At 68.3% G+C, this 24,180-nt stretch carries 25 protein-coding genes; 18 read left to right on the top strand and 7 right to left on the bottom strand.

Translation table 11 applies throughout. The annotated features are described in order from the left end of the window. Window positions 1-40: 40 nt before the first annotated feature. From RZE79_RS24840 to RZE79_RS24825, 4 genes are read left to right on the top strand one after another with little or no spacing between them, the layout of a single operon-like run. Window positions 41-907: a MotA/TolQ/ExbB proton channel family protein gene (locus tag RZE79_RS24840; RefSeq protein ID WP_319357249.1), complete on the top strand. Its 867-nt coding sequence runs from the start codon at window positions 41-43 to the stop codon at window positions 905-907. 31 nt (window positions 908-938) lie between these two features. Further along, a complete protein-coding gene (locus RZE79_RS24835; RefSeq protein WP_101488902.1) occupies window positions 939-1,367 on the top strand; it encodes a biopolymer transporter ExbD in 429 nt (142 codons plus the stop codon). Between the two features lie 24 nt (window positions 1,368-1,391). Continuing rightward, entirely contained in the window at window positions 1,392-1,829 is a 438-nt protein-coding gene (locus RZE79_RS24830; RefSeq protein ID WP_153282317.1) for a biopolymer transporter ExbD, read from the top strand. Continuing rightward, window positions 1,826-2,485 carry an energy transducer TonB gene (locus tag RZE79_RS24825; RefSeq protein ID WP_319357248.1) on the top strand — a complete coding sequence of 220 codons (660 nt, stop codon included), beginning with the start codon at window positions 1,826-1,828 and terminating at the stop codon, window positions 2,483-2,485. Before RZE79_RS24830 ends, RZE79_RS24825 begins: the two co-directional genes overlap by 4 nt. A 29-nt stretch (window positions 2,486-2,514) precedes the next feature. Here RZE79_RS24825 and RZE79_RS24820 read toward each other — a convergent pair whose 3' ends face one another. Continuing rightward, a complete protein-coding gene (locus RZE79_RS24820; RefSeq protein ID WP_319357247.1) occupies window positions 2,515-2,994 on the bottom strand; it encodes a helix-turn-helix transcriptional regulator in 480 nt (159 codons plus the stop codon). A 143-nt stretch (window positions 2,995-3,137) separates the two neighbouring features. Here RZE79_RS24820 and RZE79_RS24815 point away from each other — a divergent pair, with 143 nt between their 5' ends. The 13 genes from RZE79_RS24815 (at window position 3,138) to RZE79_RS24755 (ending at window position 14,350) form a co-directional block, all read left to right on the top strand. Beyond that, window positions 3,138-4,199: a class I SAM-dependent methyltransferase gene (locus tag RZE79_RS24815; RefSeq protein ID WP_319357246.1), complete on the top strand. Its 1,062-nt coding sequence runs from the start codon at window positions 3,138-3,140 to the stop codon at window positions 4,197-4,199. Window positions 4,200-4,219: 20 nt separating this feature from the next. Next, entirely contained in the window at window positions 4,220-4,435 is a 216-nt protein-coding gene (locus tag RZE79_RS24810) for a DUF1059 domain-containing protein (RefSeq protein ID WP_099792485.1), read from the top strand. Window positions 4,436-4,529: 94 nt separating this feature from the next. Beyond that, the gene (locus RZE79_RS24805) at window positions 4,530-6,860 is read left to right on the top strand and encodes a cation-translocating P-type ATPase (protein WP_319357245.1); all 2,331 of its coding nucleotides are present in this window, start codon (window positions 4,530-4,532) and stop codon (window positions 6,858-6,860) included. A 1-nt stretch (window position 6,861) separates the two neighbouring features. Next, window positions 6,862-6,999, top strand: a complete 138-nt coding sequence (gene ccoS / locus RZE79_RS24800) for a cbb3-type cytochrome oxidase assembly protein CcoS (protein ID WP_062481719.1) — start codon at window positions 6,862-6,864, stop codon at window positions 6,997-6,999. A 75-nt stretch (window positions 7,000-7,074) separates the two neighbouring features. After that, window positions 7,075-8,517, top strand: a complete 1,443-nt coding sequence (gene ccoN, locus RZE79_RS24795; protein WP_153282322.1) for a cytochrome-c oxidase, cbb3-type subunit I — start codon at window positions 7,075-7,077, stop codon at window positions 8,515-8,517. Between the two features lie 26 nt (window positions 8,518-8,543). After that, complete coding sequence (gene ccoO / locus RZE79_RS24790; protein WP_153282323.1) at window positions 8,544-9,188, top strand: cytochrome-c oxidase, cbb3-type subunit II; 645 nt, start codon at window positions 8,544-8,546, stop codon at window positions 9,186-9,188. 23 nt (window positions 9,189-9,211) lie between these two features. After that, window positions 9,212-9,352, top strand: a complete 141-nt coding sequence (locus tag RZE79_RS24785; RefSeq protein WP_319357244.1) for a CcoQ/FixQ family Cbb3-type cytochrome c oxidase assembly chaperone — start codon at window positions 9,212-9,214, stop codon at window positions 9,350-9,352. Window positions 9,353-9,365: 13 nt separating this feature from the next. After that, window positions 9,366-10,280, top strand: a complete 915-nt coding sequence (gene ccoP / locus RZE79_RS24780; RefSeq protein ID WP_153282325.1) for a cytochrome-c oxidase, cbb3-type subunit III — start codon at window positions 9,366-9,368, stop codon at window positions 10,278-10,280. Further along, a complete protein-coding gene (ccoG, locus tag RZE79_RS24775) occupies window positions 10,277-11,701 on the top strand; it encodes a cytochrome c oxidase accessory protein CcoG (protein ID WP_319357243.1) in 1,425 nt (474 codons plus the stop codon). The genes ccoP and ccoG overlap by 4 nt, the downstream gene beginning before the upstream one ends. Window positions 11,702-11,712: 11 nt before the next feature. Next, window positions 11,713-12,003 carry a FixH family protein gene (locus RZE79_RS24770; protein ID WP_319357242.1) on the top strand — a complete coding sequence of 97 codons (291 nt, stop codon included), beginning with the start codon at window positions 11,713-11,715 and terminating at the stop codon, window positions 12,001-12,003. Window positions 12,004-12,008: 5 nt separating this feature from the next. Then, on the top strand, window positions 12,009-12,242 hold the full coding sequence (locus RZE79_RS24765) for a hypothetical protein (RefSeq protein WP_319361284.1): 234 nt from the start codon (window positions 12,009-12,011) through the stop codon (window positions 12,240-12,242). Continuing rightward, the gene (hemN, locus tag RZE79_RS24760; protein WP_319357241.1) at window positions 12,239-13,642 is read left to right on the top strand and encodes an oxygen-independent coproporphyrinogen III oxidase; all 1,404 of its coding nucleotides are present in this window, start codon (window positions 12,239-12,241) and stop codon (window positions 13,640-13,642) included. The genes RZE79_RS24765 and hemN overlap by 4 nt, the downstream gene beginning before the upstream one ends. Before the next feature lie 6 nt (window positions 13,643-13,648). Next, window positions 13,649-14,350, top strand: coding sequence for a sulfite exporter TauE/SafE family protein (locus RZE79_RS24755; RefSeq protein ID WP_319357240.1), 702 nt, complete (start codon window positions 13,649-13,651; stop codon window positions 14,348-14,350). 22 nt (window positions 14,351-14,372) lie between these two features. On the opposite strand, the gene RZE79_RS24750 is transcribed toward RZE79_RS24755, so the two are convergent. The 4 genes from RZE79_RS24750 to RZE79_RS24735 form a co-directional block, all read right to left on the bottom strand. Then, complete coding sequence (locus RZE79_RS24750) at window positions 14,373-15,686, bottom strand: type VI immunity family protein (protein ID WP_319357239.1); 1,314 nt, start codon at window positions 15,684-15,686, stop codon at window positions 14,373-14,375. After that, a complete protein-coding gene (locus tag RZE79_RS24745) occupies window positions 15,686-16,738 on the bottom strand; it encodes a hypothetical protein (protein WP_319357238.1) in 1,053 nt (350 codons plus the stop codon). The genes RZE79_RS24750 and RZE79_RS24745 overlap by 1 nt, the downstream gene beginning before the upstream one ends. Next, on the bottom strand, window positions 16,738-19,671 hold the full coding sequence (locus tag RZE79_RS24740; RefSeq protein ID WP_319357237.1) for a type VI secretion system Vgr family protein: 2,934 nt from the start codon (window positions 19,669-19,671) through the stop codon (window positions 16,738-16,740). Before RZE79_RS24740 ends, RZE79_RS24745 begins: the two co-directional genes overlap by 1 nt. 151 nt (window positions 19,672-19,822) lie before the next feature. Further along, complete coding sequence (locus RZE79_RS24735; protein ID WP_319357236.1) at window positions 19,823-20,305, bottom strand: ornithine carbamoyltransferase; 483 nt, start codon at window positions 20,303-20,305, stop codon at window positions 19,823-19,825. 223 nt (window positions 20,306-20,528) lie between these two features. Between RZE79_RS24735 and RZE79_RS24730 the strand changes: the two genes are divergently transcribed. After that, complete coding sequence (locus RZE79_RS24730; protein ID WP_319357235.1) at window positions 20,529-21,287, top strand: Crp/Fnr family transcriptional regulator; 759 nt, start codon at window positions 20,529-20,531, stop codon at window positions 21,285-21,287. A gap of 13 nt (window positions 21,288-21,300) precedes the next feature. On the opposite strand, the gene RZE79_RS24725 is transcribed toward RZE79_RS24730, so the two are convergent. Both RZE79_RS24725 and RZE79_RS24720 read right to left on the bottom strand, forming a co-directional pair. Then, window positions 21,301-23,421 carry a PAS domain S-box protein gene (locus RZE79_RS24725; protein WP_319357234.1) on the bottom strand — a complete coding sequence of 707 codons (2,121 nt, stop codon included), beginning with the start codon at window positions 23,419-23,421 and terminating at the stop codon, window positions 21,301-21,303. After that, window positions 23,414-24,142 carry a winged helix-turn-helix domain-containing protein gene (locus tag RZE79_RS24720; protein WP_153282335.1) on the bottom strand — a complete coding sequence of 243 codons (729 nt, stop codon included), beginning with the start codon at window positions 24,140-24,142 and terminating at the stop codon, window positions 23,414-23,416. The genes RZE79_RS24725 and RZE79_RS24720 overlap by 8 nt, the downstream gene beginning before the upstream one ends. Between the last annotated feature and the right edge of the window lie 38 nt (window positions 24,143-24,180).

Below are 24,180 nucleotides of genomic sequence, written 5' to 3'. Positions count from 1 at the left end.
GCGGCCTGCAGAGAACCAATTTTTTTCGGAGAAGACAACGATGACGAAGACATTCCTTGCACGGCTGGCGGCGGTGGCCGCGCCTTTCGTTCTGGCCCTCGGCCTGGGCAGCGCGCCGCAACTGGCGGGTGCCCAGACGCCGGCCGCACCGCAGGCCGCAGCCAGTGCTGCTGCTGCTGCGCCGGCGCCCGTGGCGGTGCCCGAAAAACCCGCTGCACCCGCTGCCACACATGCCGCCACGGCCAAGGTCGACAACCCCTACGGCGTCGGCGCGCTCTGGTCGCAGAGCGATGCCGTCGCCAAGGCCGTGCTCGCCATCCTGGCGATCATGTCGATGGGCAGCTGGTACGTGATCGTCACCAAGCTGCTCGAGCAGATGCGCATGGGCCGCCAGGCGCGCGCGGTCGACAACGAGTTCTGGAACGCGGGCACCGTGCAGGCCGGCACCTCGCGGCTGGCCGAGGGCAGCCCGTTCCGCTTCATTGCCGACGCCGGCATGCAGGCCACGCAGAAGCACGACGGCCTGCGCGGCAAGGTCGACTTTGCCGACTTTGTCGACCTGTGCATCCACCGCGCCACCGAGCGCGTGCAGCGTCGCCTGAGCAACGGCATGTCGCTGCTGGCCACCGTGGGCTCGACGGCGCCGTTCGTCGGCCTGTTCGGCACGGTCTGGGGCATCTACCACGCGCTCACCGCCATCGGCGTGGCGGGGCAGGCGTCGATCGACAAGGTGGCGGGCCCGGTGGGCGAGGCGCTCATCATGACCGCCATCGGCCTGGCCGTGGCCGTGCCTGCGGTGCTGGGCTACAACTGGCTCCTGCGCCGCAACATCACGGTGATGGACGACGTGCGCGAGTTCAGCGGCGAGCTGCACTCCGTGATCCTGGCCGGCAGCGCCGCGGCCTGACGCCCGCGCGCACACGCAAGCGGACGGCGCCATGGCGATGAACATCCCGGCTTCCGGGGGAGACGAGGAACAGGCCATTGCGGCCATCAACACCACGCCGCTGGTCGACGTGATGCTGGTGCTGCTGATCATCTTCCTCATCACCATTCCGGTGGTCAATTACTCGGTGCCCGTCGCGGTGCCGAAAGAGCGCAACGAGGTGCGCGAGAGCAAGCCCGAGACCGTCGTGATCTCGGTGGACGCCAGCGGCCGCACCTACTGGTACGACACGCCGGTGCAGGGCACGCCCGCGCTGGTCGCGCGGCTCACCAAGGTGGCGGCCCTGAACCCGCAGCCCGAGGTGCACATCCGCGGCGACTGGCATTCCGACTACGAGCCGGTGGGCCGGATCATCTACGCCTGCCAGGCGGCCGGGATCGCCAAGGTGGGCTTCATCACCGAGCCGCCCGCGCGCAACTGAGACGAGCAGACAGCGAGACACGCCATGCCAAGAAAAGAAAAGCAGGGGCGGCGCAGCAGCGCGCCCTCCGACGAGCCCTTGATGGACATCAACACCACGCCGCTCATCGACGTGATGCTGGTGCTGCTGATCATGCTGATCATCACCATCCCGATCCAGCTGCATTCGGTGAACCTGAACATGCCCACGGGCAACCCGCCGCCCAGCGACCTCAAGCCCGAGGTGCTGCGCATCGACATCGACGCGCTCAGCGTCGTGCAGTGGAACGGCGAGCCCTTGACCGACCGCAGTGAAATGGAACGGCGCTTCGAGCAGGTCGCCGCGCAGGCCGTGCAGCCCGAGGTGCACCTGCGACCCGACCGCCGCGCCAAGTACGAAGTGGTGGCGGGCGTGATGGCTTCGGCGCAGCGCACGGGCGTGAGCAAGCTGGGCATCGTCGGCGCGGAGCAGTTCGTCCCATGAAGCGCTCCCGGAAGGATTTCAATCCCAAGTCCCGCTTCGGGCCCGTCGGCATCGCCGTGATGGTGCTGTTCCACGTCGGCGTGGGCTATGCGCTCGTGTCGGGGCTCGCGCGACAGACGGTCGAGCTGATCAAGAAACCGATGGAGGCAACCATCATCAGCGAGATCAAGCCGCCACCGCCGCCCCCTCCACCGCCGCCTCCGCCGCCGAAGAAGATCGTGCGGCAGGAAACGCCCAAGCCGCCGCGACCGCCGCGCCCGGCCTACGTGCCGCCACCGGCCGTGACGCCGCCCGTCACCTCGGCGCCCGCGATCACCGCCGTACAGAACACCGAGCCCGTGCCACCGCCCCCGGCCGCACCACCGGCGCCCCCCGCGCCGCCGGCCCCGCCGAAGGCGACCACCACCGACATCGCCGTGGCCTGCCCGCGGCAGGTCAAGCCCGAGATGCCGCGCAAGGCGATGGACGAAGGCATCGGCGGCGTGGTCAAGGCCGAGGTGCGCATCAAGGGCGGCCATGTGCAGGAGGTGCGCTTCCTGTCGGGGCCGCGCGTGTACCACTCGGCCGTGCGCGCCGCGGTGATGCGCTACGAGTGCCAGACCACGGGCGACGCGGAAGTGCTGGCGACGCAGGAGTTCGTCTTCCGCATCGAATAGCGCGCAGGCGCCGAGCCGGTTTCACTTCTTCAGGGAGGCCGGCCCATGGCGAGCGCGCGCATCACGGCGGCCGTGCGTGTCTCGACGCCCAGCTTCACGTAGACATGCTCCAGGTGCTTGTGCACGGTGCGGGGGCTGATCGTCAGCAGGGCGGCGATGTCGGCGTCGGTCTTGCCTTGCGAGAGCCAGTGCATGACATCGCCCTCGCGCGGCGTGAGGCCGGCGGGCAGGGCATCGGGCAACGTGTCGAGCAATGGCGCCTGGGCGCGGCAGGCCAGCCGGTACAGGAAGGCCACCGCCATCGCATGCTCCAGCCCCACGCGCCGGCAGTAGTCGGCCTGCAGGGCGGCGCGGCGGAATTCGCGCCGGCCCGGCGCCTTGGCGACGCGGCGGGTGGTGCGCAATCGGTGCGCGTCGGTGCCGCGATGCCGCACGGGCGAATCCCCGGACTCCAGCTTGTCCAGCAGGCGAAGTGCGTTCGCCCAATCGTTGCGCGACAGGTGCGTCATGGCATGCCTTTCGCGGTGCATACGCATTGCTGCGTATGGCGCCCGCACGCATCGAGAGACAGGATGCGCGCAGGCCCTTTGCCGCGAATTCAGTATAGGCACGCAAGGGCCGCGCAAGTCGCCTGCCGACGAAGGGGATACACATGGCCATCGACGAAACACGGCTTAACGCCTTCATGGGTAACTTCGTCCACGACCTCGGGGCCGTGATGCACGCGGCCACCGTCGTCGTCGGCGACCAGCTGGGCCTGTACAAGGCGCTGGCCGAAGGGCCCTGTACCGTGGAGGCGCTGGCCCGCCGCACCGAGACCGACCCGCGCTACCTGCGCGAATGGCTCTCGGCCCAGGCCGCCAGCGGCTACGTCGAGTACGACCCCAAAGGCGAGCTGTTCTCGATGACCGAGGAACAGGCCTTTTCGCTGGCCGAGGAAGGCAGCCCGGCCTTCGTGCCCGGCGCCTTCCAGATCGCCGTGGCGCAGTTCAAGGTCATTCCCAAGATGGTCCAGGCCATGCGCACGGGCCTGGGCATCGGCTGGCACGAGCACGACGCGGCCCTGTTCCATGGCACCGAACGCTTCTTCCGGCCCGGCTACGCGGCCAACCTGGTGAGCCAGTGGATTCCGGCGCTCGAAGGCATCGATCCGCTGCTGAAAAGCGGCGCACGCGTGGCCGACGTGGGCTGCGGGCACGGGGCCTCGACGCTGCTGATGGCGCAGGCCTACCCCGAGTCCAGCTTCGTCGGCTTCGACTACCACGCGCCGTCGATCGAACGCGCCCGCGAAACCGCGCGCAAGGCCGGCGTCGACGATGAAAAGCGCCTGCGCTTCGAGGTCGCGAGCGCCAAGGATTTCCCCGGCGAAGGCTACGACCTGGTGGCGGTCTTCGACTGCCTGCACGACATGGGCGACCCCGTCGGTGCGGCGGCGCACGTGCGGCAAGCCCTCAAGCCGCAGGGCACGTGGATGATCGTCGAGCCCTTTGCCAACGACCGGCTGGAAGACAACATCAACCCGGTCGGGCGCGTGTTCTATTCGGCCTCGAGCTTCATCTGCACACCGGCCTCGCGTTCCCAGGAAGTGGGCCTGTGCCTGGGGGCGCAGGCCGGCGAAGCGCGCCTGCGCAACGTTGTCTCGCAGGGCGGTTTCTCGCACTTCCGCCGCGCCAGCGAAACGCCCTTCAACCTGATCTTCGAAGCACGTCCGTAAGGACACATGAAGGAGCCGCCATGTCACGCCAATACATCGACTGCCGCGAGTATCCGAGCACGATGAACTGCAGTGTCGCGCTCTGCGCCGATTCCGAAGGCGAACTGCTCGATGCCGCCGTCCAGCATGCCGTGGCCGTGCACGGCCACACCGATTCGCCCGAACTGCGCCAGCAGCTGGCGAGCATGTTCAAGGCCGGCACGCCGCCGGTGGAACTCGCGAAGACGCCCGCCTGACGGAGTGACTGAAGGTCCTGCGCGGCCCCGGCCGCTGCAACGAACCTTGATGCAGATCAAACGCTTGCATCGGCAAGGCGCTTAGCCTGCCCCGATGCAAGCTTCCGCCGCGCTCGCGCCGTTTCCGTCCCTGCCATCGTCCGCCAGCGGCGACGCCCGCGCGGACGCCTGGCAGCTGCTCGACGACCCCGCCGAGTGGGCCGCGTTCGGCCGCCAAGTCGATGCCGCCACGGGCCGCTGGGAATCGCATGTGGCGGTCGAGGGCATGCATTGCGCGGGCTGCGCCTTCACCGTCGAAGCCGCGCTGGCGCAGGTGCCCGGCGTGGTCGAAGTGCAGGTGAATGCCGCGAGCCGGCGCGCGCGCGTCGTGTGGTCGGCTGCGGCCACGCGGCCTTCGCGCTGGTTCGAGGCCAGCGCGCGCGTGGGCTACCCCTTGCTGCCCGCAGGCAGCCGCAGCGCGCGCGAGACGCGCACGCGCGAACTGCGCACCGCGCTGTGGCGCTGGCTGGTCGCGGGCTTCTGCATGATGCAGGTGATGATGTACGCCTACCCGGCCTATGTCGCGCGCCCCGGCGACATGACGGCCGATGCGGCGCAGCTGCTGCGCTGGGCCTCGTGGGTGCTCAGCCTGCCCGTGGTGCTGTTCTCGTGCGGGCCGTTCTTTCGCAGCGCCTGGCGCGACCTGCGCATCGGGCGCGTGGGCATGGACCTGCCCGTGACCTTCGGTGTGGTCATCACCTTCGTGGTGAGCACCGCCGCCACCTTCGACCCCACGGGGCCGCTGGGGCACGAGGTCTACTTCGATTCGCTGACGATGTTCGTCTTCTTCCTGCTCACCGGTCGCTGGCTCGAGGCGCGGCTGCGCGACCGCACGGCCGGCGCGCTCGAAGCGCTGATGCACCGGCTGCCCGACGGCGTCGAGCGCCTCGGGCCCGACGATGCGTGGACCCGCGTGGCGGTGCGCCGGCTCGCGACAGGCGACGTGGTGCGCGTGCGCCCCGGCGAGGCCTTTCCGGCCGACGGCACGGTGATCGACGGCGACACCACCGCCGACGAGGCGCTGCTCACCGGCGAGTCGCGCCCCGTGCCGCGCCCCTGCGGCGACCGCGTGCTCGCGGGCAGCCACAACCTGTCGGCCGTGGTGCAGGTGCGCATCGCGTCGGTGGGCGAAGGCACGCGCTTTGCGCAGATCGTGCGGCTCATGGAGAACGCCGCGCTCGACAAACCGCGGCTGGCCCGGCTCGCCGACCGCATCGCGCGCCCCTTTCTCATCGCCGTGCTGGCCTGCGCCTTCGGCGCGGGCGCGCTGTGGTGGTCGGTCGATCCCGGCAAGGCGCTGATGGTCGCGGTGGCGGTGTTGATCGTCACCTGCCCCTGCGCGCTGTCGCTCGCCACGCCGGCCGCGATGCTCGCGAGCGCGGGAGCGCTGGCGCGCGGCGGCGTGCTCACGTCGAACCTGCAGGCGCTGGAAGCCCTGGCCGGCGTCGACACCGTGGTGTTCGACAAGACCGGCACGCTCACGGGCGACACGCCGCGCCTGGAGCGCGTGTACTGCCGCCAGGGCCTGCGCCCGGGCGATGCGCTGGAGATCGGCGCGGCGCTCGCGGCGCTGTCGCTGCACCCGGCCGCGCGTGCGCTCGTGAACGCCTGGCAGGCGCAGTTCCGCGCGCCGCCGGCCTGGTCGGCGACGCAGCTGCGCGAGACGGTGGGGCAGGGCGTCGCCGCGTCGCTGCATCGACGCGATGCTGTGGACGACCGCGACGCGCGCCCCGTGCGCCTGGGCTCCGCGTCGTTCTGCGAGGTGCCGCCGCTCGACGTGGATGCGGCGCAGATCCACCTGAGCGACAACGAAGGCTGGATCGCCAGCTTCGTGCTCGCAGAAGAGCTGCGTCCCGATGCGACGCAAGCCGTGGCGGCGCTGCAGGCGCAGGGCTTGTCGGTGCGCCTGCTGTCCGGCGACCGCGACAACGCGGCGCGCGCCATTGGCGCGCAGGCCGGCATCGCGGCGGTGCAGGGCGATTGCGCGCCCGAAGACAAGCTCGAGGTGCTCTGGCAGCTGCAGGCGGCCGGGCGCGAGGTGGCGATGGTCGGCGACGGTTTGAACGACGGCCCGAGCCTGGCGCGCGCCAACGCCTCGTTCGCCTTCGGCCACGCCGTGCCGCTGTCGCGCGCACGCTCCGACTTCGTGGTGCTCGGCGATGCGTTGCAGGCCATTCCCGCGGCCGTGGCGCAGGCGCGCCGCACGCTGCGCGTGGTGCGCCAGAACCTGTTCTGGGCCGCGGCCTACAACGCCGTGTGTGTGCCGCTGGCCGTGGTGGGCTGGCTGCCGCCGTGGCTCGCGGGGCTGGGCATGGCCGCGAGCTCGCTGCTCGTGGTGCTCAACGCGGCGCGGCTCGCCGCGCCCGGCAAGGCGGCGGTGGCCTGAGATGGACGTGCTGTTCCTCCTCGTGCCGCTGTCGGTGGTGCTCGTGCTCGCGATCCTCGGGGGGCTCTGGTGGGCCATCGAGCGTGGCCAGTTCGAGGACATCGAGGTCGAAGGCGACCGCATTTTGAACAACGACTGACACCTTGATCTGCATCAAGCCTGGGCAGCAATAGCCAAAGGACACTGCCCGCCAACCACATCAACGGGCACCACGATGCAGCAGACCACGCACCCTCCAGCGGCCATCTACGACGACACCGTCGTCCGGCAGTTCGCACTCATGTCGGTGGTCTGGGGGGTGGTCGGCATGCTGGTCGGCGTGATCATCGCCTCGCAGCTGACCTGGCCCGACCTCAACCTCGGCATCCCCTGGCTCAGCTACGGCCGCCTGCGTCCGCTGCACACCAACGCGGTGATCTTCGCGTTCGGCGGCTGCGCGCTCATGGCCACGAGCTTCCACGTGGTGCAGCGCACCTGCCAGGTCCGTCTGTTCGCCCCGGCACTGGCCTCATTCGTGTTCTGGGGCTGGCAGCTGGTGATCGTTGCCGCCGCCGTCAGCCTGCCGCTGGGCTACACCAGCGGCAAGGAATACGCCGAGCTCGAATGGCCCATCGACATCCTGATCGCCGTGGTCTGGGTGGCCTACGCCATCGTGTTCTTCGGCACCATCGGCCTGCGCAAGGTGCGCCACATCTACGTGGCCAACTGGTTCTACGGCGCCTTCATCATCGCGGTGGCGCTGCTGCACATCGTCAACAGCGCGGCCATTCCGGCCGGCTGGATGAAGAGCTACTCGGCCTACGCCGGCGTGCAGGACGCGATGGTGCAGTGGTGGTACGGCCACAACGCCGTGGGCTTCTTCCTCACGGCCGGTTTCCTGGGAATGATGTACTACTACATCCCCAAGCAGGCGGGGCGTCCGGTGTACTCGTACCGGCTGTCGATCGTGCACTTCTGGGCGCTGATCTTCACCTACATGTGGGCCGGCCCGCACCACCTGCACTACACCGCGCTGCCCGACTGGACGCAGTCGCTGGGCATGGTGTTCTCGCTCATCCTGCTCGCGCCCAGCTGGGGCGGCATGATCAACGGCGTGATGACGCTGTCGGGCGCCTGGCACAAGCTGCGCACCGACCCGATCCTGCGCTTTTTGATCGTCGCGCTGTCGTTCTACGGCATGTCGACCTTCGAAGGCCCGCTGATGTCGATCAAGACCGTCAACGCGCTGAGCCACTACACCGACTGGACCGTGGGCCACGTGCACTCCGGCGCGCTGGGCTGGGTGGGCTTCATCACCATGGGCTCGCTGTACTACCTGATCCCGCGCATGTACGGCCGCGTGGCCATGTACAGCGTGAAGGCCATCGATGTGCACTTCTGGATGGCCACCATCGGCATCGTGCTGTACATCGCCGCGATGTGGATCGCCGGCGTGATGCAGGGCCTCATGTGGCGAGAGATCAACACCGACGGCACGCTCACCTACACCTTCGTCGAAAGCGTGAAGGCCACCTTCCCCTACTACCTGGTGCGCGTGATCGGCGGCGTGCTGTACCTGGGCGGCATGCTGGTCATGGCCTGGAACGTCTGGATGACCGTGATCAGCGGCCGCTCGGTGCGCGCCGAGATCCCGGCCGTTGCCGCCGCCCACGCCTGAAGCCCCGAAGCCTTTGAGGACGCACGATGAACGCACCTGACACCAAGACCCCCGCGCCCGCCGCCACCGGCTTCACGCACGAGAAGGTCGAGACCAACAACCTGCTGATGATCGTGCTGATCCTGCTGGTGGTGGCCATCGGCGGCCTCGTGGAGATCGTGCCGCTGTTCTTCCAGAAGTCGACCACCGAGGCGGTGCAGGGCGTGAAGCCGCTCACGCCGCTGCAGCTCGCGGGGCGCGACGTGTACCTGCGCGAGGGCTGCTACAACTGCCACTCGCAGATGATCCGCCCGTTCCGCTCGGAGACGCTGCGCTACGGCCACTACTCGGTGGCCGGCGAGTTCGTGTACGACCACCCCTTTCAATGGGGCAGCAAGCGCACCGGCCCCGACCTGCACCGCGTGGGCGGGCGCTACAGCGACGAGTGGCACCGCATCCACCTGAACAACCCGCGCGACCTCGTGCCCGAGTCGAACATGCCGGCCTACCCGTGGCTGGAGAAGGGGCTGGTCGACGGCGGCAGCATCGCCACCCACATGCGCGCGCTGCGCAAGGTCGGCGTGCCCTACACCGACGAAGAGATCGCCAAGGCCGCCGACGAGGTGGCCGGCAAGACCGACATGGACGCCACCGTGGCCTACCTGCAGTCGCTGGGCCTGGCGCTCAAGTAAGAAGAAAGAACAGGCAACGCCCCATGACCGACATCACCACCCTGCGCATCGCCGCGACCATCGCCTGCTTCGTTGTCTTCATCGGCATCGTGGCCTGGGCTTCTTCGCGCCGCAACACGCAGCGCTTCGCCGAAGCGGCACGCCTGCCCTTCGAGCAAGACTGACGGGGAGCCCACCATGAGCGATTTCATCAGTCACTTCTGGTCCAGCTACGTGGCCGTGGCCTCGCTGCTGAGCATCCTGGGCTGCGTGCTGCTGCTGTGGCTCACGGCGCGCAAGCGCGTGGCCTCGGACGCCGACAACACCACCGGCCACGTGTGGGACGAAGACCTGCGCGAATCCAACAACCCGCTGCCGATGTGGTGGGTGGGCCTGTTCGTGCTGACCATCGTCTTCGGCATCGGCTACCTGGCCGTGTTCCCCGGCCTGGGCAGTTTCCGCGGCACGCACGACTGGAGCTCGCGCGGCGAGTACCAGGAAGACATGGCCAAGGCCACGCAGGCGCTGGAGCCCGTGTATGCGCGCTACGCCCCCATGCCGATCGAAGAGGCCGCACGCGACCCGCAGGCCCACGCCATCGGCGAGCGCCTGTTCATGAACAACTGCGCGCAGTGCCACGGTTCCGACGCGCGCGGCAGCAAGGGCTTTCCGAACCTCACCGACGCCGACTGGCTGCACGGCGGCACGCCCGACAAGATCGTCGAATCGATCACCAAGGGCCGCACCGGCGTGATGCCGCCGGCCGCCGCCATGGTCGGTTCGCCCGACGACGTGAAGAACGTCGCCAACTACGTGCTGAGCCTGTCGGGCGAGCCGCACGACTCGCTGCGCGCGGGCCTGGGCAAGTCGAAGTTCGCGGCCTGCGCGGCCTGCCACGGCATCGGCGGCGTGGGCAACGCCGCGATGGGCGCCCCGCGTCTGAGCGACCGCATCTGGCTGCACGGCTACGGCGAGGCCGCCATCGTGCAGATCATCAACGAGGGCAAGCACAGCGCCATGCCCGCGCAGGAGGGCCGCCTGACCGAGGCGCAGATCAAGCTGCTGGCGTCGTACGTGTGGGGCATGTCCAACCCGCCTGCCGGGACGCCATGACGCGAAGGACCGTCATTCCCATCGCCAGCGCACCACCCGCCGCTGCGCCGGAGGTCGGTCTCTACGAGGCGACGAAGAAAATCTACCCGCGCAGCGTGCAGGGCCTGTTCGCGCGCTGGCGCTGGGCCATGGTCTTCCTCACCCAGCTGGTGTTCTACGGCATGCCCTGGGTGGAGTGGGGCGAGCGGCAGATGGTGCTGTTCGACCTGGCCGCGCGCCGCTTCTACATCTTCGGGCTGGTGCTGTACCCGCAGGACCTGATCTACCTGTCGGGCCTGCTGGTGATCAGCGCGCTTTCCCTTTTCCTCTTCACGGCCGTGGCCGGCCGCCTGTGGTGCGGCTATGCCTGCCCGCAGACCGTCTACACCGAGATGTTCCTGTGGGTGGAGCAGCGCATCGAAGGCAACCGCAGCGCGCGCATCCGCCTCGACGCCGGTGCGTTCTCGCTCGAGAAGCTGGTGAAGAAGGCCTTCAAGCACCTCGTCTGGATCGGCATTGCGCTGTGGACCGGCTTCACCTTCGTGGGCTACTTCACGCCGATTCGCGAGCTGGGCATGGCCTTCCTGCAGACGCAGATGGGCTCGTGGGAAGTGTTCTGGGTGTTCTTCTACGGCTTTGCCACGTATGGCAACGCCGGCTTCATGCGCGAGCAGGTGTGCAAGTACATGTGCCCCTACGCGCGCTTCCAGAGCGCGATGTTCGACCGCGACACGCTCATCGTCAGCTACGACCCGCAGCGCGGCGAGCCGCGCGCACCGCGCCGCAAGACCGTCGATCCGCGCAGCGCCGCGCTGGGCGACTGCATCGACTGCAGCCTGTGCGTGCAGGTGTGCCCCACGGGCATCGACATCCGCCAGGGGCTGCAGTACGAGTGCATCGGCTGCGGCCTGTGCGTGGACGCCTGCGACAGCGTGATGGACAAGATGGGCTACGCGCCGCGCCTCATCCGCTACGACACGCAGAACGGCATGGAGGCCGGCTGGTCGCGCCGGCAGCTCTGGCGCCGCGTTCTGCGACCGCGCGTACTGATCTACACCGCGCTGCTCGCGCTGTTGGTGGTGGGCCTGCTCGCCAGCCTGGTCGTGCGCACGCCGCTGAAGGTCGACGTGGTGCGCGACCGTGCGTCGCTGGCGCGCATCGTTGAGGGCGGGCGGCTGGAGAACGTCTACCGGCTGCAGATCATGAACGCGACCGAGCGCACGCAGCACTACCGCATCGCCGCGCGCGGCATCGAGGGGATGAGCGTGTCGCCCGACGAGGCCGTCGAGGTCGAGCCCGCGCAGGCGCGTTGGGTCGCCGTGCGGCTGCAGGTGCCTTATGGCGCCGCGCCGGCCGGTTCGCACACGGTGCACTTCGACATCCGGCAGGTGGATGGCGCGGCGCAGGTTTCCGAAAAAGCGGTCTTCCTGGTGCCGCGCTGAAAGGTCTTCCCATGAACGACGCCCTGCCGATGAACGAGCCCGCAACCTCCGGCCCCTGGTGGCGCTATCCACTGGTCTGGCTGGTGATCGCAGGGCCCGCCGTCGTGGTGCTCGCGAGCATCGCGACCGTCTGGCTGGCGCTGCGTACGCCCGAGGTGCTGGTGTCGGAGGACTACTACCGCGAAGGCATCGAGATCAACCGCACGCTGGCCGACAAGAAACTCATGCCGGCGCAGGCCGGGCGCAACCATGCGGCCACGCCCGAGGGCGACGTGCCGGTGCCCAAGCGGGGCGCGCAGTGAGTGCCATGCGCCGCGTGGCCGGCATCCTCTGGCCGTCGTTCCTCGTCGCCTGCGGCATGGAGGTGCTGGTGTTCGCGCTGATCGACCCGATCCACTCCTACTGCGGCGCGGACGCGCTGCATATGTCGCGCCAAGGCATCTACACCGTGTCCTTCTTCGTGTTCTGGCTGATGGCAGCGGCCTCGAGCGCGTGCACCACGCTGCTGGCCCTGCCGTCAGAGAAAGAGACCGCGCAATGACGCTCGCCCTTGCCATTCCCGACACGCCCTCCGTGCTGCCCGTCGAACTGCTGCGCCGCTTCGACGTGCCCGGCCCGCGCTACACCTCGTACCCCACGGCCGACCGCTTTGTCGACAGCTTCGGCACCGGTGACTACGCCCAGGCGCTGCACCAGCGGCGCGATGCGGACACGGCCGGAGAGCCGCTGTCGCTGTACGTGCACATCCCGTTCTGCGAATCGCTGTGCTACTACTGCGCCTGCAACAAGGTCGTCACCAAGCACCGCGAACGCGGACGCGCGTACCTCGACTACCTCGCGCGCGAAGTGGCGCTGCAGGTCGCGCAACTCGGGCCCGACGCGCCCGTCGGCCAGCTGCACCTGGGCGGCGGCACGCCGACCTTCCTCGACGACGAAGAACTGGGCGAGCTGGTCGCGATGCTGCGCCGCGCGTTCGCCTTCGTGCCGGGCGGCGAGCAGTCGATCGAGATCGATCCGCGCACCGTCGATGCACAGCGCTTGGCGGCGCTGGCCGCGCTCGGCTTCAACCGCCTGAGCTTCGGCGTGCAGGACTTCGACCCCGCCGTGCAGCAGGCCGTGCACCGCATCCAGCCGGCAGAACAGGTCTTCGCGCTGATGGACACGGCGCGCGCGCTGGGCTTTCGCTCGATCAATGTCGACCTGATCTACGGCCTGCCGCGCCAGAACGACGCCTCGTTCGAGCGCACGCTCGCGCAGATCCGCGACCTGCGGCCCGACCGCATCGCGCTGTATGCCTACGCCCACCTGCCGGAGCGCTTCAAGCCGCAGCGGCGCATCGCCGCCGACGAGCTGCCCGATGCCTCCATGCGCGTGCGCATGCTGGGGCGCGCGATTGCCGCGCTCACCGAGGCCGGCTATGTCTACATCGGCATGGACCACTTCGCGCTGCCCGACGATCCGCTGGCCGTGGCCAAGCGCGAAGGTCGGCTGCACCGTGACTTCCAGGGCTACAGCACGCAGCCCGACGGCGACCTCGTCGCGCTCGGCGTGTCGGCCATCGGCCGCGTGGGCGCGACCTACAGCCAGAACGCGAAGACGCTCGAAGACTATTACGCGCTGCTCGACCAGGGCCACCTGCCCGTGGTCAAGGGCCTCGCGCTGTCGGACGACGACGTGCTGCGCCGCGACGTGATCATGGCGCTGATGTGCCGGGGCCGCGTCGACTTCGATGCCGTCGAGGCCGCGCACGGCATCGCTTTCGCCGACTACTTCGCGCCCGAACGCGCCGCGCTGGCGCCCATGGCCGAACAGGGGCTGGTGCGCCTGTCGCCGCGCGCCATCGAGGTCACCGAGGCCGGCTGGTTCCTCGTGCGCGCCGTGGCGATGGTGTTCGACCGCTACTGCGCCGCGACGCGCACGCGCTTCTCGCGCGTCGTCTAGGACGGTATGGACTCACCCGCACTCGCCGGCGCCGCGCTGCTCATGGGGCTCGCGGGTGGCCCGCATTGCGTGGCGATGTGCGGCGCGGTGTCGTCCGCGGTGATCCGCATCGTGCCGGCGGGTGGGCCCTCGCAGGCCACGCACGCCATCGCACCGGTCGCCTTTCACCTCGGCCGCATGGCGAGCTACGCAGCGGCCGGCGCCGTCGCCGCCGCGAGCCTGCACGGCCTGGGCGCAGCGAGCGCGCAGGTCGCGGCCTGGCGGCCGCTGTGGGTGATGCTGCATGTGTTCGTGCTCGCGTGGGGCGTGGTGCTCGCTGTCGCGGGTCGCCAGCCGCTGTGGGCGCAACGCGCCGGGCGCGCGCTCGAAGCGCGTCTGCGCCCAAGGGCCGGCAGCTCGCTGCTGGGCGTGCTCGCCACGGGCACGCTGTGGGTCGCGATGCCTTGCGGCCTGCTTTACTCCGCGCTGATGCTGGCCGCGCTGGGCAACGGGCCGTGGCAGGGCGCCTCGACGATGGCACTGTTCGCGCTCGGCAGCAGCGTGTCGCTGCTCGCGGCGCCGTGGCTGTGGCAGCGGCTGCGCGGGTGGGGTGACAGCAGCACGCGCCAGGACTGGGGCGCGCGGCTGGCGGGTGTGTTGCTGGCCGCGGTGACGTTGCAGGCGCTGTGGATGGACCTGAGCCATCGCATTGCGGACTGGTGCGGCTGAGGCAGGCAGGCGCCTGCGACTCTCAGGGTTTGGGTGTCGACTGATCGGCGTCCCATTGCCAGAAGGTTGAGCCGTAGTCGCTGCCTTCGATGAGGGGCATGACTTCACCAGCTTTGAAATACTGGCGACTGCTCGTTTTGGCCGGAGTGAACCACCAGCCCGTTTGAGGGCACGGCTGGCCACCAGGAACAGAGCCAAGCCTCTTCTGTTCATCGTTATCGGGCGCGAGCTTGGCTCTTTGCTCTGCAGTAGGCCAGTCGCTGTCGTCGTCGAAGCGACGCATCCAGCGCAACGAACTCTCGTAGCCGAAGCGTGGGTTGGGGTCGCCGTCCCACGGGTCGAGTGTGTTGAGGTTCAACTCGTCACAGCGGATCGGACGGATCAAGCGGTTGGCTTTGATCAGTACATCTGGCACACCGTCTTCCACGGGATACAGGTCGAGGTCACCCAACTCGATCCAGAGGCCGTTGGCACTGTCAGGGTTGAACTTGTCCCGCGGGTATGGAATCGCCGTGATCTTGATGCGCGGGTCGGCCAATTCGGCGCGGATCTGATGCTCGGACTTGCCCAGCTTGCGCTGCCACACGGGTGAGAGCATGAAGCACCAAGTCGGTGGGCGCAGGCCAGAGCCAAGTCGAGCCGGATTGATGTACCCGTCTTCATCGTCATTGGCGTGAAATCCCATGTTCGATGGGTGATCGACGTCCAGACCGTAGAAATAATCCGCACAGATGCGTTCAAGCACATCGGACTCGTAGGCGCCCATCACGCTGAGGCCGCCGTTGCCTACCTCATATCCCATGTATGCCTGCTCTGGTCGGAGCGACGTTGTGCAGTCGACTACGAACTCGCGCCATCGAGCCTGATTGCCATCCTCGTACCAGTCGTAGCAGAAGATCAGTTTGAGCGTGCTGTAGCCCATTTGAGGCACATGGCAAACGCGCGCCGAATAGGACCACAACGGCGAAGCATCGGGCGATTCCATATCGGTGGCCATCAAATAGAAAGTCTCAAACTCCTTTTGATGATGTGCAGCTTCGGCTCGCAGGTCCGTCGGAAACCGCTTGTCGCCGGCGTTGAGCCACACCTGTGTGCGCGACTTGAACATCTTCTTGATGGGTTCGTCCACGAGTTCGCCAAAGCGTTCCCAGACGGTGATGAACTTGTCCGCCACTGCCATGTAGTCCTCGGGCTGGTGGTAAACATAGAACGTCACGTAGGGGCAGATGCCCAGTTCGCGGTCCTTGTAGCCGTAGAACCATTGCGGAGCGATCTTGCTCTCGCGGACAAATTTTTCGATCTCCTCGGGACTGAGGAAAAGCTCTGCTGTGCTCATCAAATGCCTCGTTTTCTATTGCTTCGCGATCTACCGCTAGATTTTTCGGACTTGTCCTCTTGCTTGGAGTCATCCTGCTTGTCAGGCTCTTTTTTTCCGTGCACCGCGATGTCTTCCGGGTATCGAAACAGCGACAGTCGACCGCCCGAACTGACGGGTTTGCCCTGGAACGTGACGGGAGCCCGACCCGTTTTTACTTTGGCCGCTCTTTCAAGCATGAACTTGTAGCCCTCGAACTGCTTCGCCTCAATCCGATCGTTCGGAAACTTGATCTCCACGATGGCAAAGATGTTCGCCTTGTCGGGACGCTGGTGCCGGTATTCTGAAATCATCAGGTCGGCTGAAATGCTGCCCCTGCGGTACTGGAACGGAGTCGGATAGAACGGATTGACCTTGCCAACCCGTTTGAGCCTGGTAGTGCCCTGCACGGGATGATCCTCGAAGCCGGGCGCAGGCCCGAAGTTGACTTCGCATTTCAGCGGGCTTGCCCAACCCAGGCATTCGTCCACGAACTCGAACAACAGGTTGGCCGCCAACTGCTTCAGCCTGATCACCAGGAATGCTTCGAGCTGCACGTCGCTCAGCTTCTCGACCGACATCGACAGCAACTCTTCGAAGATCTTGGGCTTGGCTCTGGCGAGGTCCTTGAGCGATACACCTTCCTTGCGCCGCAGACTAAAGACGGGCAAACGGTCGGCAGCGGCGCACACTTGGCTGATGGCATCGCGAAACGGAATCTTCTGCTCGATGGCCGCATTGATGGTGGCTTCCGTCGCGCCCCGGCCTGTGGCCTTGCGGGTTTTCTGACCCTGTGGGTCGGCGGCCTCGAGGGCCAGCAGGATGGCGACCTCTTCCTTCTCCTCGATCTTCTGAGCGATCTCTTCCTGAATGCTCTGGATGACCTTGCGAATCTCTTCCTTGGCCTTGCCGATGTCCTTGTTGTATTTCTGGACACCCTCGTACAGGTCTTTGGTCAGCTCCCCCAATTCGTGCGCCGTGATGGCGAGGGCGACCAGTTCGAGCACACCCCAAACGATGGCTGGTGCGGGCATTACGCGGCCTCGCTTTCAGCGTCACCGCACGACGCCGGGGCGCTTCGCGTTTCGGCTTCCCGGGCCTTGGCGTCCAGCACCGACGACCAGTTCTCGGTCACCCGTTCGCTTTCACGCATGATGGACTTGTAGCCTTTCAGGTCGATGGCCGCCTCGCTGTGGACCATGCGGGTCTGACCTGCTTCTGAGGTGTCGCCGCTCTCCAGCCGTTTGAGAGACCGGCCATGGATTTCGTAGGCATAACCCTCGAAGGGGCGGTTGTCGGTTTTGAACAGCTGGTAGTCGGCTTTGTAGGGCCCTTGGTCCAGGCGGGACTCGGTGAGTCCCATCGCTCCCACCGGCAAATGTGGCAGCTGGGCCGGACTCCGCCCGGGCCCCACGAAGCTCTTGCTCGTCCCCTTGATGTCCAGCAGCCCCGGCATCTTCAGCGTGATGTTCATCCCATCCAGCTCGATGCTCGTCTGCCCACCTTTGAGCGTGATCTTCTGCTGCGCCAGCACGTGGATCTCGTCATTGCTGCTCGTGACCGTGAAGCCTTGCTTGGCCAGCCATTCGAGTTCATCGGTATGCGCCTGCACGCTCACCGGCCCGTCCTGCGCAATGACCTGGATGCCACCTTCGTGGCTGTACAGGCCCACGGATTTAGCGGCCACGAAGCCCACGGTCTTGCCTGCGGCCAGATGGGCCTGCGCCTGCGCGGTCCAGTGGATCGCCTCACCCGCAAACACAGTCGCGCTGGCAGGCGTTGCCATGTTCAGGCTCATGGCCGCGTCGAGCACCATGAGTGGTCGCGCAAAGGCAGGCACGGGGTCTTGCCCTTCGCGCGAACTCGCGCCTTCTCCACCCTTCGGCTCGCGCGCGTCCTGCCCGTTGACGCTGCCCGGGTAGTGCCCGTTCTTCTGCGGATCGATGTCGTCGATGAGCGGCTGCAGCAGCGCCGTGGCACTCAATGCCAACGCCTTCGCGCCGCCGGCCGCATCCGACAGTTTCTGCGCCTCGCGCAACGCGCCCGCGAGCTGGCCGCGCACGCTGGTAGTGTCCTGGACGCTGCCCGCCGCGCGTTCCTGGGCCAGCGTGGAGATCAGCAGACCTTCGCCGGCACGCGTGGCGACCCAGGCGTCGGAGCGCAGTTCGGCGCCGGTGCCGCGCCAGGCGCCGCGGTTGCTCTCGTCGGGTGACTGGGCATTGAGGTGGCCCAGGTTCAGTTGACTGGCCGCGTGCGAGCTGGCCAGGCGGGTGCGCACCTGGCCGGGTGCGTCGTCGGCGATCCACTGGTTGTAGCCGCTGCCGTCGAGCGCGCGGGTGTGCCATCCCGAGAGTACGCCGGCGTGGTTGGCCGACGAATCGGTGCCGGCCGACCAGGGCGGTAGATCCTGGCCGTTGTAGAGCTGCTGGGCCACCACCGGCCGGTCGATGTCGCCTTCGATGAAGGACACCAGCACCTCGGAGCCCACGCGCGGCAGGTGGTGTGCGCCCCAGTTCGGACCGGCCACCGGCGCGGCCACGCGCAGCCAGACGGACTGGCGGTTGCTGGCTTGGCGACCGGCGGCGACCAGGCTGCCTTGTCCGCTGCTCGTCGATTGCTGCTGGCCCGCACGCTGGGCCTGCCAATGGAAACGGACTTGCACGCGATGGTCGCGCTGTGTATTGACAGCCGTCGGTGCCTCGTCGTCATCGGCTCCGACCACGAGCGCGACCATGGCTTCGGGAGCTGTGGGCTTGGGTCGCCACAGCGGCACGACCTGTGCATCCGCCGGCTGGGCCTCGAAGCTGTTGCGGTAGCTGCCCTTCTCGAGCTCGCCGGCTTCGAGCACCTGTGCGGCTTGTGCGCCGAGGTTGTTGGCTGCTTCGTGGCGAACGCGCAGCGCGAGGAATTTGCGGCCCTCGTAGCGGTCGTGCTGCGTGAGCGTGAAGCGCTCGCCCGCGCCGAGCTGTCGCACGCTGCCCGCGCCGCCGTAGCGCTTGATGCGCGACTCGAAGGCCACGAGCTGCTGCTCGGCGCGGCGGGCGGCAGTGGCGCTGTCGGCGTAGCGCTGCGCACCGGCGCCGTCGTAGTGCTCCAGCACGGGCACATCGCCCATCGCCAGCGCGCTCTGCACGGCGCCGGTGGGGGCTTGCAGCACGCTGGCGTCCCAGGCGTTGCGCATGACGGCGTTGGTGGCAACCTGACGTCGGCTGCTCCATGCGGTGATGGCATCGGTCGATTCGGTGGCGTCGACGCGGTGAAAGCGGATCTGCGGCAAGGCGCAGTCGGGCGGGGTCGCCGCGCGGTCGAAGATCACCAGGCGGTGGTGTGAGGGCGTGGTGTTGTTCCCCGTGCTGCTGCCATTGGCAGACTGCTGTTCATGCGCGAAGCGAAAGCTCAGGCCTTCTTCCGCGAGCAGGCGCAGCACAAAGGCCAAATCCGACTCGCGGTACTGCACGCAGGTGGGCCGCACGGGCATCTCCTGTGTGACTTCGAAACTGAAGCTCGCGGTCGTGTGGTCGGCGAACACTTCGCTGACGATGTCCTGCACGTGCTTGGCGGCGTACACGAAGCTGTCGCGGCGCAGACCCAGCGCAGCAAGCCAGGGTTGCAGGTGCAGCCGGTAGCGCGCCAGGCCGCCGTCACCGCCCAGCGCATCGACGGCCGTGAGGTAGCCGTGCCAGGTGCGAAAGCTGCCATTGGCCAGCAGCAGGCGCAGGCTCAGCTCTTCGCCGATCAGCGCGAACGGGTCGAACTCGCTCGACGTGGCAAGGGTGTCGATGGTGAACTCGAAGAGCTCGTTGAGGCCTTCGGTGCCGATGAAGCGCTCGACGACGACGGCGTTCTGCGGCGCCGACGCGGGCAGCTGCAGCTTGATGAGCCGCGCCTGCTCCGAAAGCCGCGCGACGTTCAGGCCTTCGAGCTTCCATGGCGCTGCGCCATGGAAGATGTTTGAACTGTCTGACATGGATAACCACCTCCCCGGTGTCACTGCCGGTATGCCCGGTCTTCGTTCGATTCCTGCCGCATCGGAGGCGGCATGGACCGGGGCAACTCTACTTCACGGAAGTGGTCCGGAATCGACGTCCAGATGAGTGCTTTTGGCTTCGGACAACGCCTCAGCCGATGCTCTCGATCAGCAACGCCTGCAGCACGAACCGCCGGTTGTCTGCCGGCGCCGTGCGCTCGTCGAGCAGGCCCGCGAGCGCGGCCGTGGGGTGGCTGTCTGCCGCTGCGCCGTCGAGCACCGGAATGCCCGCGTGCTGGCCGATCCGGCGCACCAGTGCGGGGTCGATGCCCTCGCAGGCCACGGCGTCGTACAGCCGCCCGAGCATGCGCGCGGTGTGCTGCAGCTCCTGCACCGGCGTGTCGGTCGACAGGCTGGAGCGCATCGTCGCGACCTGTGCGCCCAGTTCCTCGGCGGCCTGGCGCAGCAGGGCCAGCGCTTCGCTGTCGCCGGCCTCGCTGAGCAGGCCGAGGTTCTTGCCGCGCAGCAGCCGCGGCGGCGCGGCGCCGTCGAGCGCGGCGCGCTGGAGCAGCCGGGCGCGACCCAGCAGGCTGGCTTCTTTCTGGGGCGACAGCGCAGCGGCGAAGGAGTGCATGGCAAGGTTCGACATGTGTCTCGCGGAGGCTAGCCAGCCTTGGCTTTCCCGCCTTGACGCACATCAAGGCCGGCGCCGCTGTTACACGCCGGACACAGAGCATTCACCCGACGTTACGCACCGATGCGGGCCGTTGTCACTGCGGGGCCTCGCGCTTCCTAGCATCGAGACATCGCCTGATCGCAGGCGAAAGCTACACAAGACAGAACGCCGAGGAATCCCCATGCTCACGAGTGCCCGCCCCCATCCCATCCTCCCGCTTCGGCCCCTTCCGGTCGTGCAGAAGGAAGACGCGGGCCGGCGCACGGCCGAGCGCCTGCGCGTGCTGGCCGAGCAGCTGCAACCGCAGCGCCGGATGGTGCACACGGGTGACGTGATCTACCAGGCCGGCGAACGCTTCGGCAATCTCTACATCCTGAACTCGGGCTTCTTCAAGATCGTCAACCTCTCGGCCGACGGCCGCGAGCAGGTGGTGGGTCTCAAGTTCCGCGGCGACTGGCTGGGCTTCGACGGCATCGCGGGCCAGCGCTACGTGTGCGACGCCGTGGCGATGGACACGGGCGAGGTCTGGGTCGTGCCCTACGAATCGCTGCTGACGGCCTGCACCGCGCACCCCGCGCTGCTGCAGATGCTGCACGCCGCGATGAGCCGCGAGATCGCGCACGACCGCGACTCGCTGATGTCGGTGTGCACCTTGCCGGCCGACGCGCGCGTGGCCGACTTCCTGCGCTACTGGGCCGAGTCGCTGGCCGACCGCGGCATGCGCACCGACGAGATCACGCTGCGCATGACGCGCGCCGAGATCGGCAACTACCTGGGCATGACGCTCGAAAGCGTGAGCCGCGCGCTCTCGCGGCTGGCACGGGACAAGGTCATCGGCTTTGCGACCAAGGGCCGGCGCGAGGTGCAGATTCCCGACGTGGGCGCGCTGTCGGCCTTCGTGCAGCGCTGCCTGGCACCGGCACCTGCACTGCTTCAGTAACGAGAGCCGCCGCTCATTCGCGAGCGGCCAGCAGCGCCCGCGCCATCGCGCGCGCGAGTTCGCTGCGCGAATAAGGCTTGCGCAGCAGCTCCCAGCCCGGGGGCGCTTCGCGGTCGGCGTCGAGCAACTCCGCCGAGAACCCCGACATCAGCAGCACCGCGAGCCGCGGTTGGCGTTGCACCGCCTCGGCGGCGAGCCGCGTGCCGCGCATGCCGGGGCCGAGCGCGATGTCGCTCAGCAGCAGGTCGAAGGGCGTGGCCTCGGCGGCCATGGCGGGCAGGGCCTGTTCGGCGTTGGCAGCGGTCACCACCTCGCAGCCCAGCGTGGTCAGGAAGGTGTGGACGACCTGACGCACCTCGGCGTCGTCTTCGACCAGCATCACGCGCAGGCCCGGTGCCAACGTGGCCTCGGCTTCGATTTCCACGGGATCTTCATCGACAGGTGCCGCCGCACTCGCCGCATCGACCTCCACCTGCGGCAGGTAGAGCGTGACGGTGGTGCCGCCGTTGACCTTGCTGTCGATGGCGATGGCGCCGCGCGACTGCTTCACGAAACCGTACACCGTGCTCAGGCCCAGGCCGGTGCCGCGCCCCGCTTCCTTGGTGGTGAAGAAGGGCTCGAAGATGTGCTCCATGACCGCCTCGGTCATGCCGGTGCCGCTGTCGGCGATGGAGAGCGCGACGAAGCGGCGGCCGGCGTCGGCGTCGCTGAGTTCCTGGCGCACGGTGGCGGGCAGGGCGTCGCAGGCTTCGGCGCGGAAGTGCAGGCGGCCACCCTCGGGCATGGCGTCGCGCGCGTTGATGGCGATGTTCAGCAGCGCCGATTCGAGCTGGCCCGGGTCGGCGCGCACGGCGGGGCAGGGGTCGGCGGTGTCGATCTCGATCTGGATGCGCTGGTCGAGCGTGCGGCGCAGCATGTCGGTGAGCGAGTGCAGCATCTGCCGCACATCGACTGCGTCGGGCTGCAGCATCTGGCGCCGCGAGAAGGCCAGCAGCTTGCCCGTGAGTTCGGCGCCGCGCCGGCTGGCACGCGCGGCGGCGGCCACGAGCTGCTGCGCGTAGCCGTCGGCCGCGAGCTGCGGCAGCTCTTCGAGCACCTGCAGGTTGCCCTGGATGATGGTGAGCAGGTTGTTGAAGTCGTGCGCGATGCCGCCGGTGAGCTGGCCCACGCTTTCCAGGCGCTGCGCATGGTTCAGCGCTTCTTCGGTCTGCACGCGCTGCAGGCTGGTGGCCAGCAGGCTCGCCACCGATTCGAGAAAACGGATCTCCTCGTCGCCGAAGCGCCGCGCGGCCGTGGCGCGCACCGACAGCATGCCGGTCACGCGGCCCCGGTCGGACAGCGGCACGGCCAGCGCGCTGACCAGCCCGGCCTCGAGGTACGTGGGTGGCACGGCGAAGCGGCGCTCCTCGCGGTAGTCGGGCACGACGACCGGGCAGCCCTGCGAGAACACGTAGCCCGGTTGCGTGTCGGGCCGGTTGGCGATGCGCAGGCCGACGCTTTCGTCGGAGAGCAGGCCCACGCCGCTCGCGAGACGGAATTCGCGCTGGGTGCCGTCGAGCAGCCACACCATCGCGACCTCGACCTGCAGCGCGGTCGCGACGATGTCGGGCACCTGCGCCAGCACCACCTGCAGATCGCGCGTGTCGACCGCCAGGCGGCCCAGTTGCGCGAGGTGTTCGCTGTAGCGCGCGCGCTGCAGCGCCTGCTTCACGCGCGGGTAGGCGCCGATGTCGCGGATCGCGGCCACCACGAAGGGCAGGCCCTGGTTCTGCAGCGGGCTCAGCGCGATCTCGACCATGACCTCGCTGCCGTCCTTGCGCTTGGCGACGAGTTCCATGTCGGTGCCCATCGGGCGCGGTCGCGGCGCGCGGCCGTAGGCTTCGCGGAACGCGGCGTGGCGCGGACGGATGCTGTCGGGCACGAGCGCTTCGACGCTCAGGCCCACGAGCTCGTCGGCCGCGTAGCCGAGCATGGCGGCGGCCGAAGGGTTCGCGAGCACGATGCGGCCCGACTGGTCCACCACCAGCAGCGAATCGGGGTACGCGGCGAACAGCGAGCGGAACACGCTGCCTTCCTCGACGCCCGAGGGCAGGCCCGCGATGGACGGTTGCTGCGGCGCTTGGTCGTCAGCCATGGGTGACCGGCGGCACGAGGATGTAGCCCGCGCCGCGCACCGACTTGATGAGCTGCGGATCGTCGGCGTTGGCCTCGATCTTCTTGCGCAGCCGGCCGACCTGCACGTCGATCGTGCGGTCGAAGGGCGCGGCCTCGCGACCGCGCGTCTGCTCGAGCAGGAAGTCGCGCGAGAGCACGCGGCCCGGGTGGCGGGCGAAGGCGCACAGCAGGTCGAACTCGCCGGTGGTCAGCGGCACGGCCTCGCCCTGCGCGTTGCTGAGGCTGCGCGCGGCGGTGTCCAGGCGCCAGCCGGCGAAGCGCAGGCGCTCGGGCGGCGTGGGCGCGGCGACAGCAGCAGCGGGTGCTTCGGGCGTCAGGCGCCGCAGCACGGCCTTGACGCGCGCGACCAGCTCGCGCAGGTCGAAGGGCTTGGTCACGTAATCGTCGGCGCCCACTTCGAGGCCCACCACCTTGTCGACCGGATCGCCGCGGCCGGTGACGATCACGAGGCCGCAGCGCCAGTTCTCGCGGATGTGGCGGGCAATGGAAAAGCCGTCTTCGCCGGGCAGGCCGAGGTCGAGCAGCACGAGGTCGGCCGGGTCGGCGGCCATGAGCGCCCGCAGCGCCGCGCCGTCGTGGATCTGGGTGACGCGAAAGCCGTGGCCCTGGAGGTAGTTGGCCAGCAGCAGCGTGATGTCGACCTCGTCGTCGAGCACCGCGATGTGGGGGGCAGAAGTCATGCGGGGGCTGGGAGAAAAAACGCCGGCGCCACGGGGAG

The organism is Variovorax sp. EBFNA2, assembly GCF_033802765.1.
Classification (GTDB): Bacteria; Pseudomonadota; Gammaproteobacteria; order Burkholderiales; family Burkholderiaceae_C; genus Variovorax; species Variovorax paradoxus_H.
The sequence above is the reverse complement of the archived record's forward strand: the minus strand, read 5'-3'. Positions and strand labels throughout refer to the sequence as shown.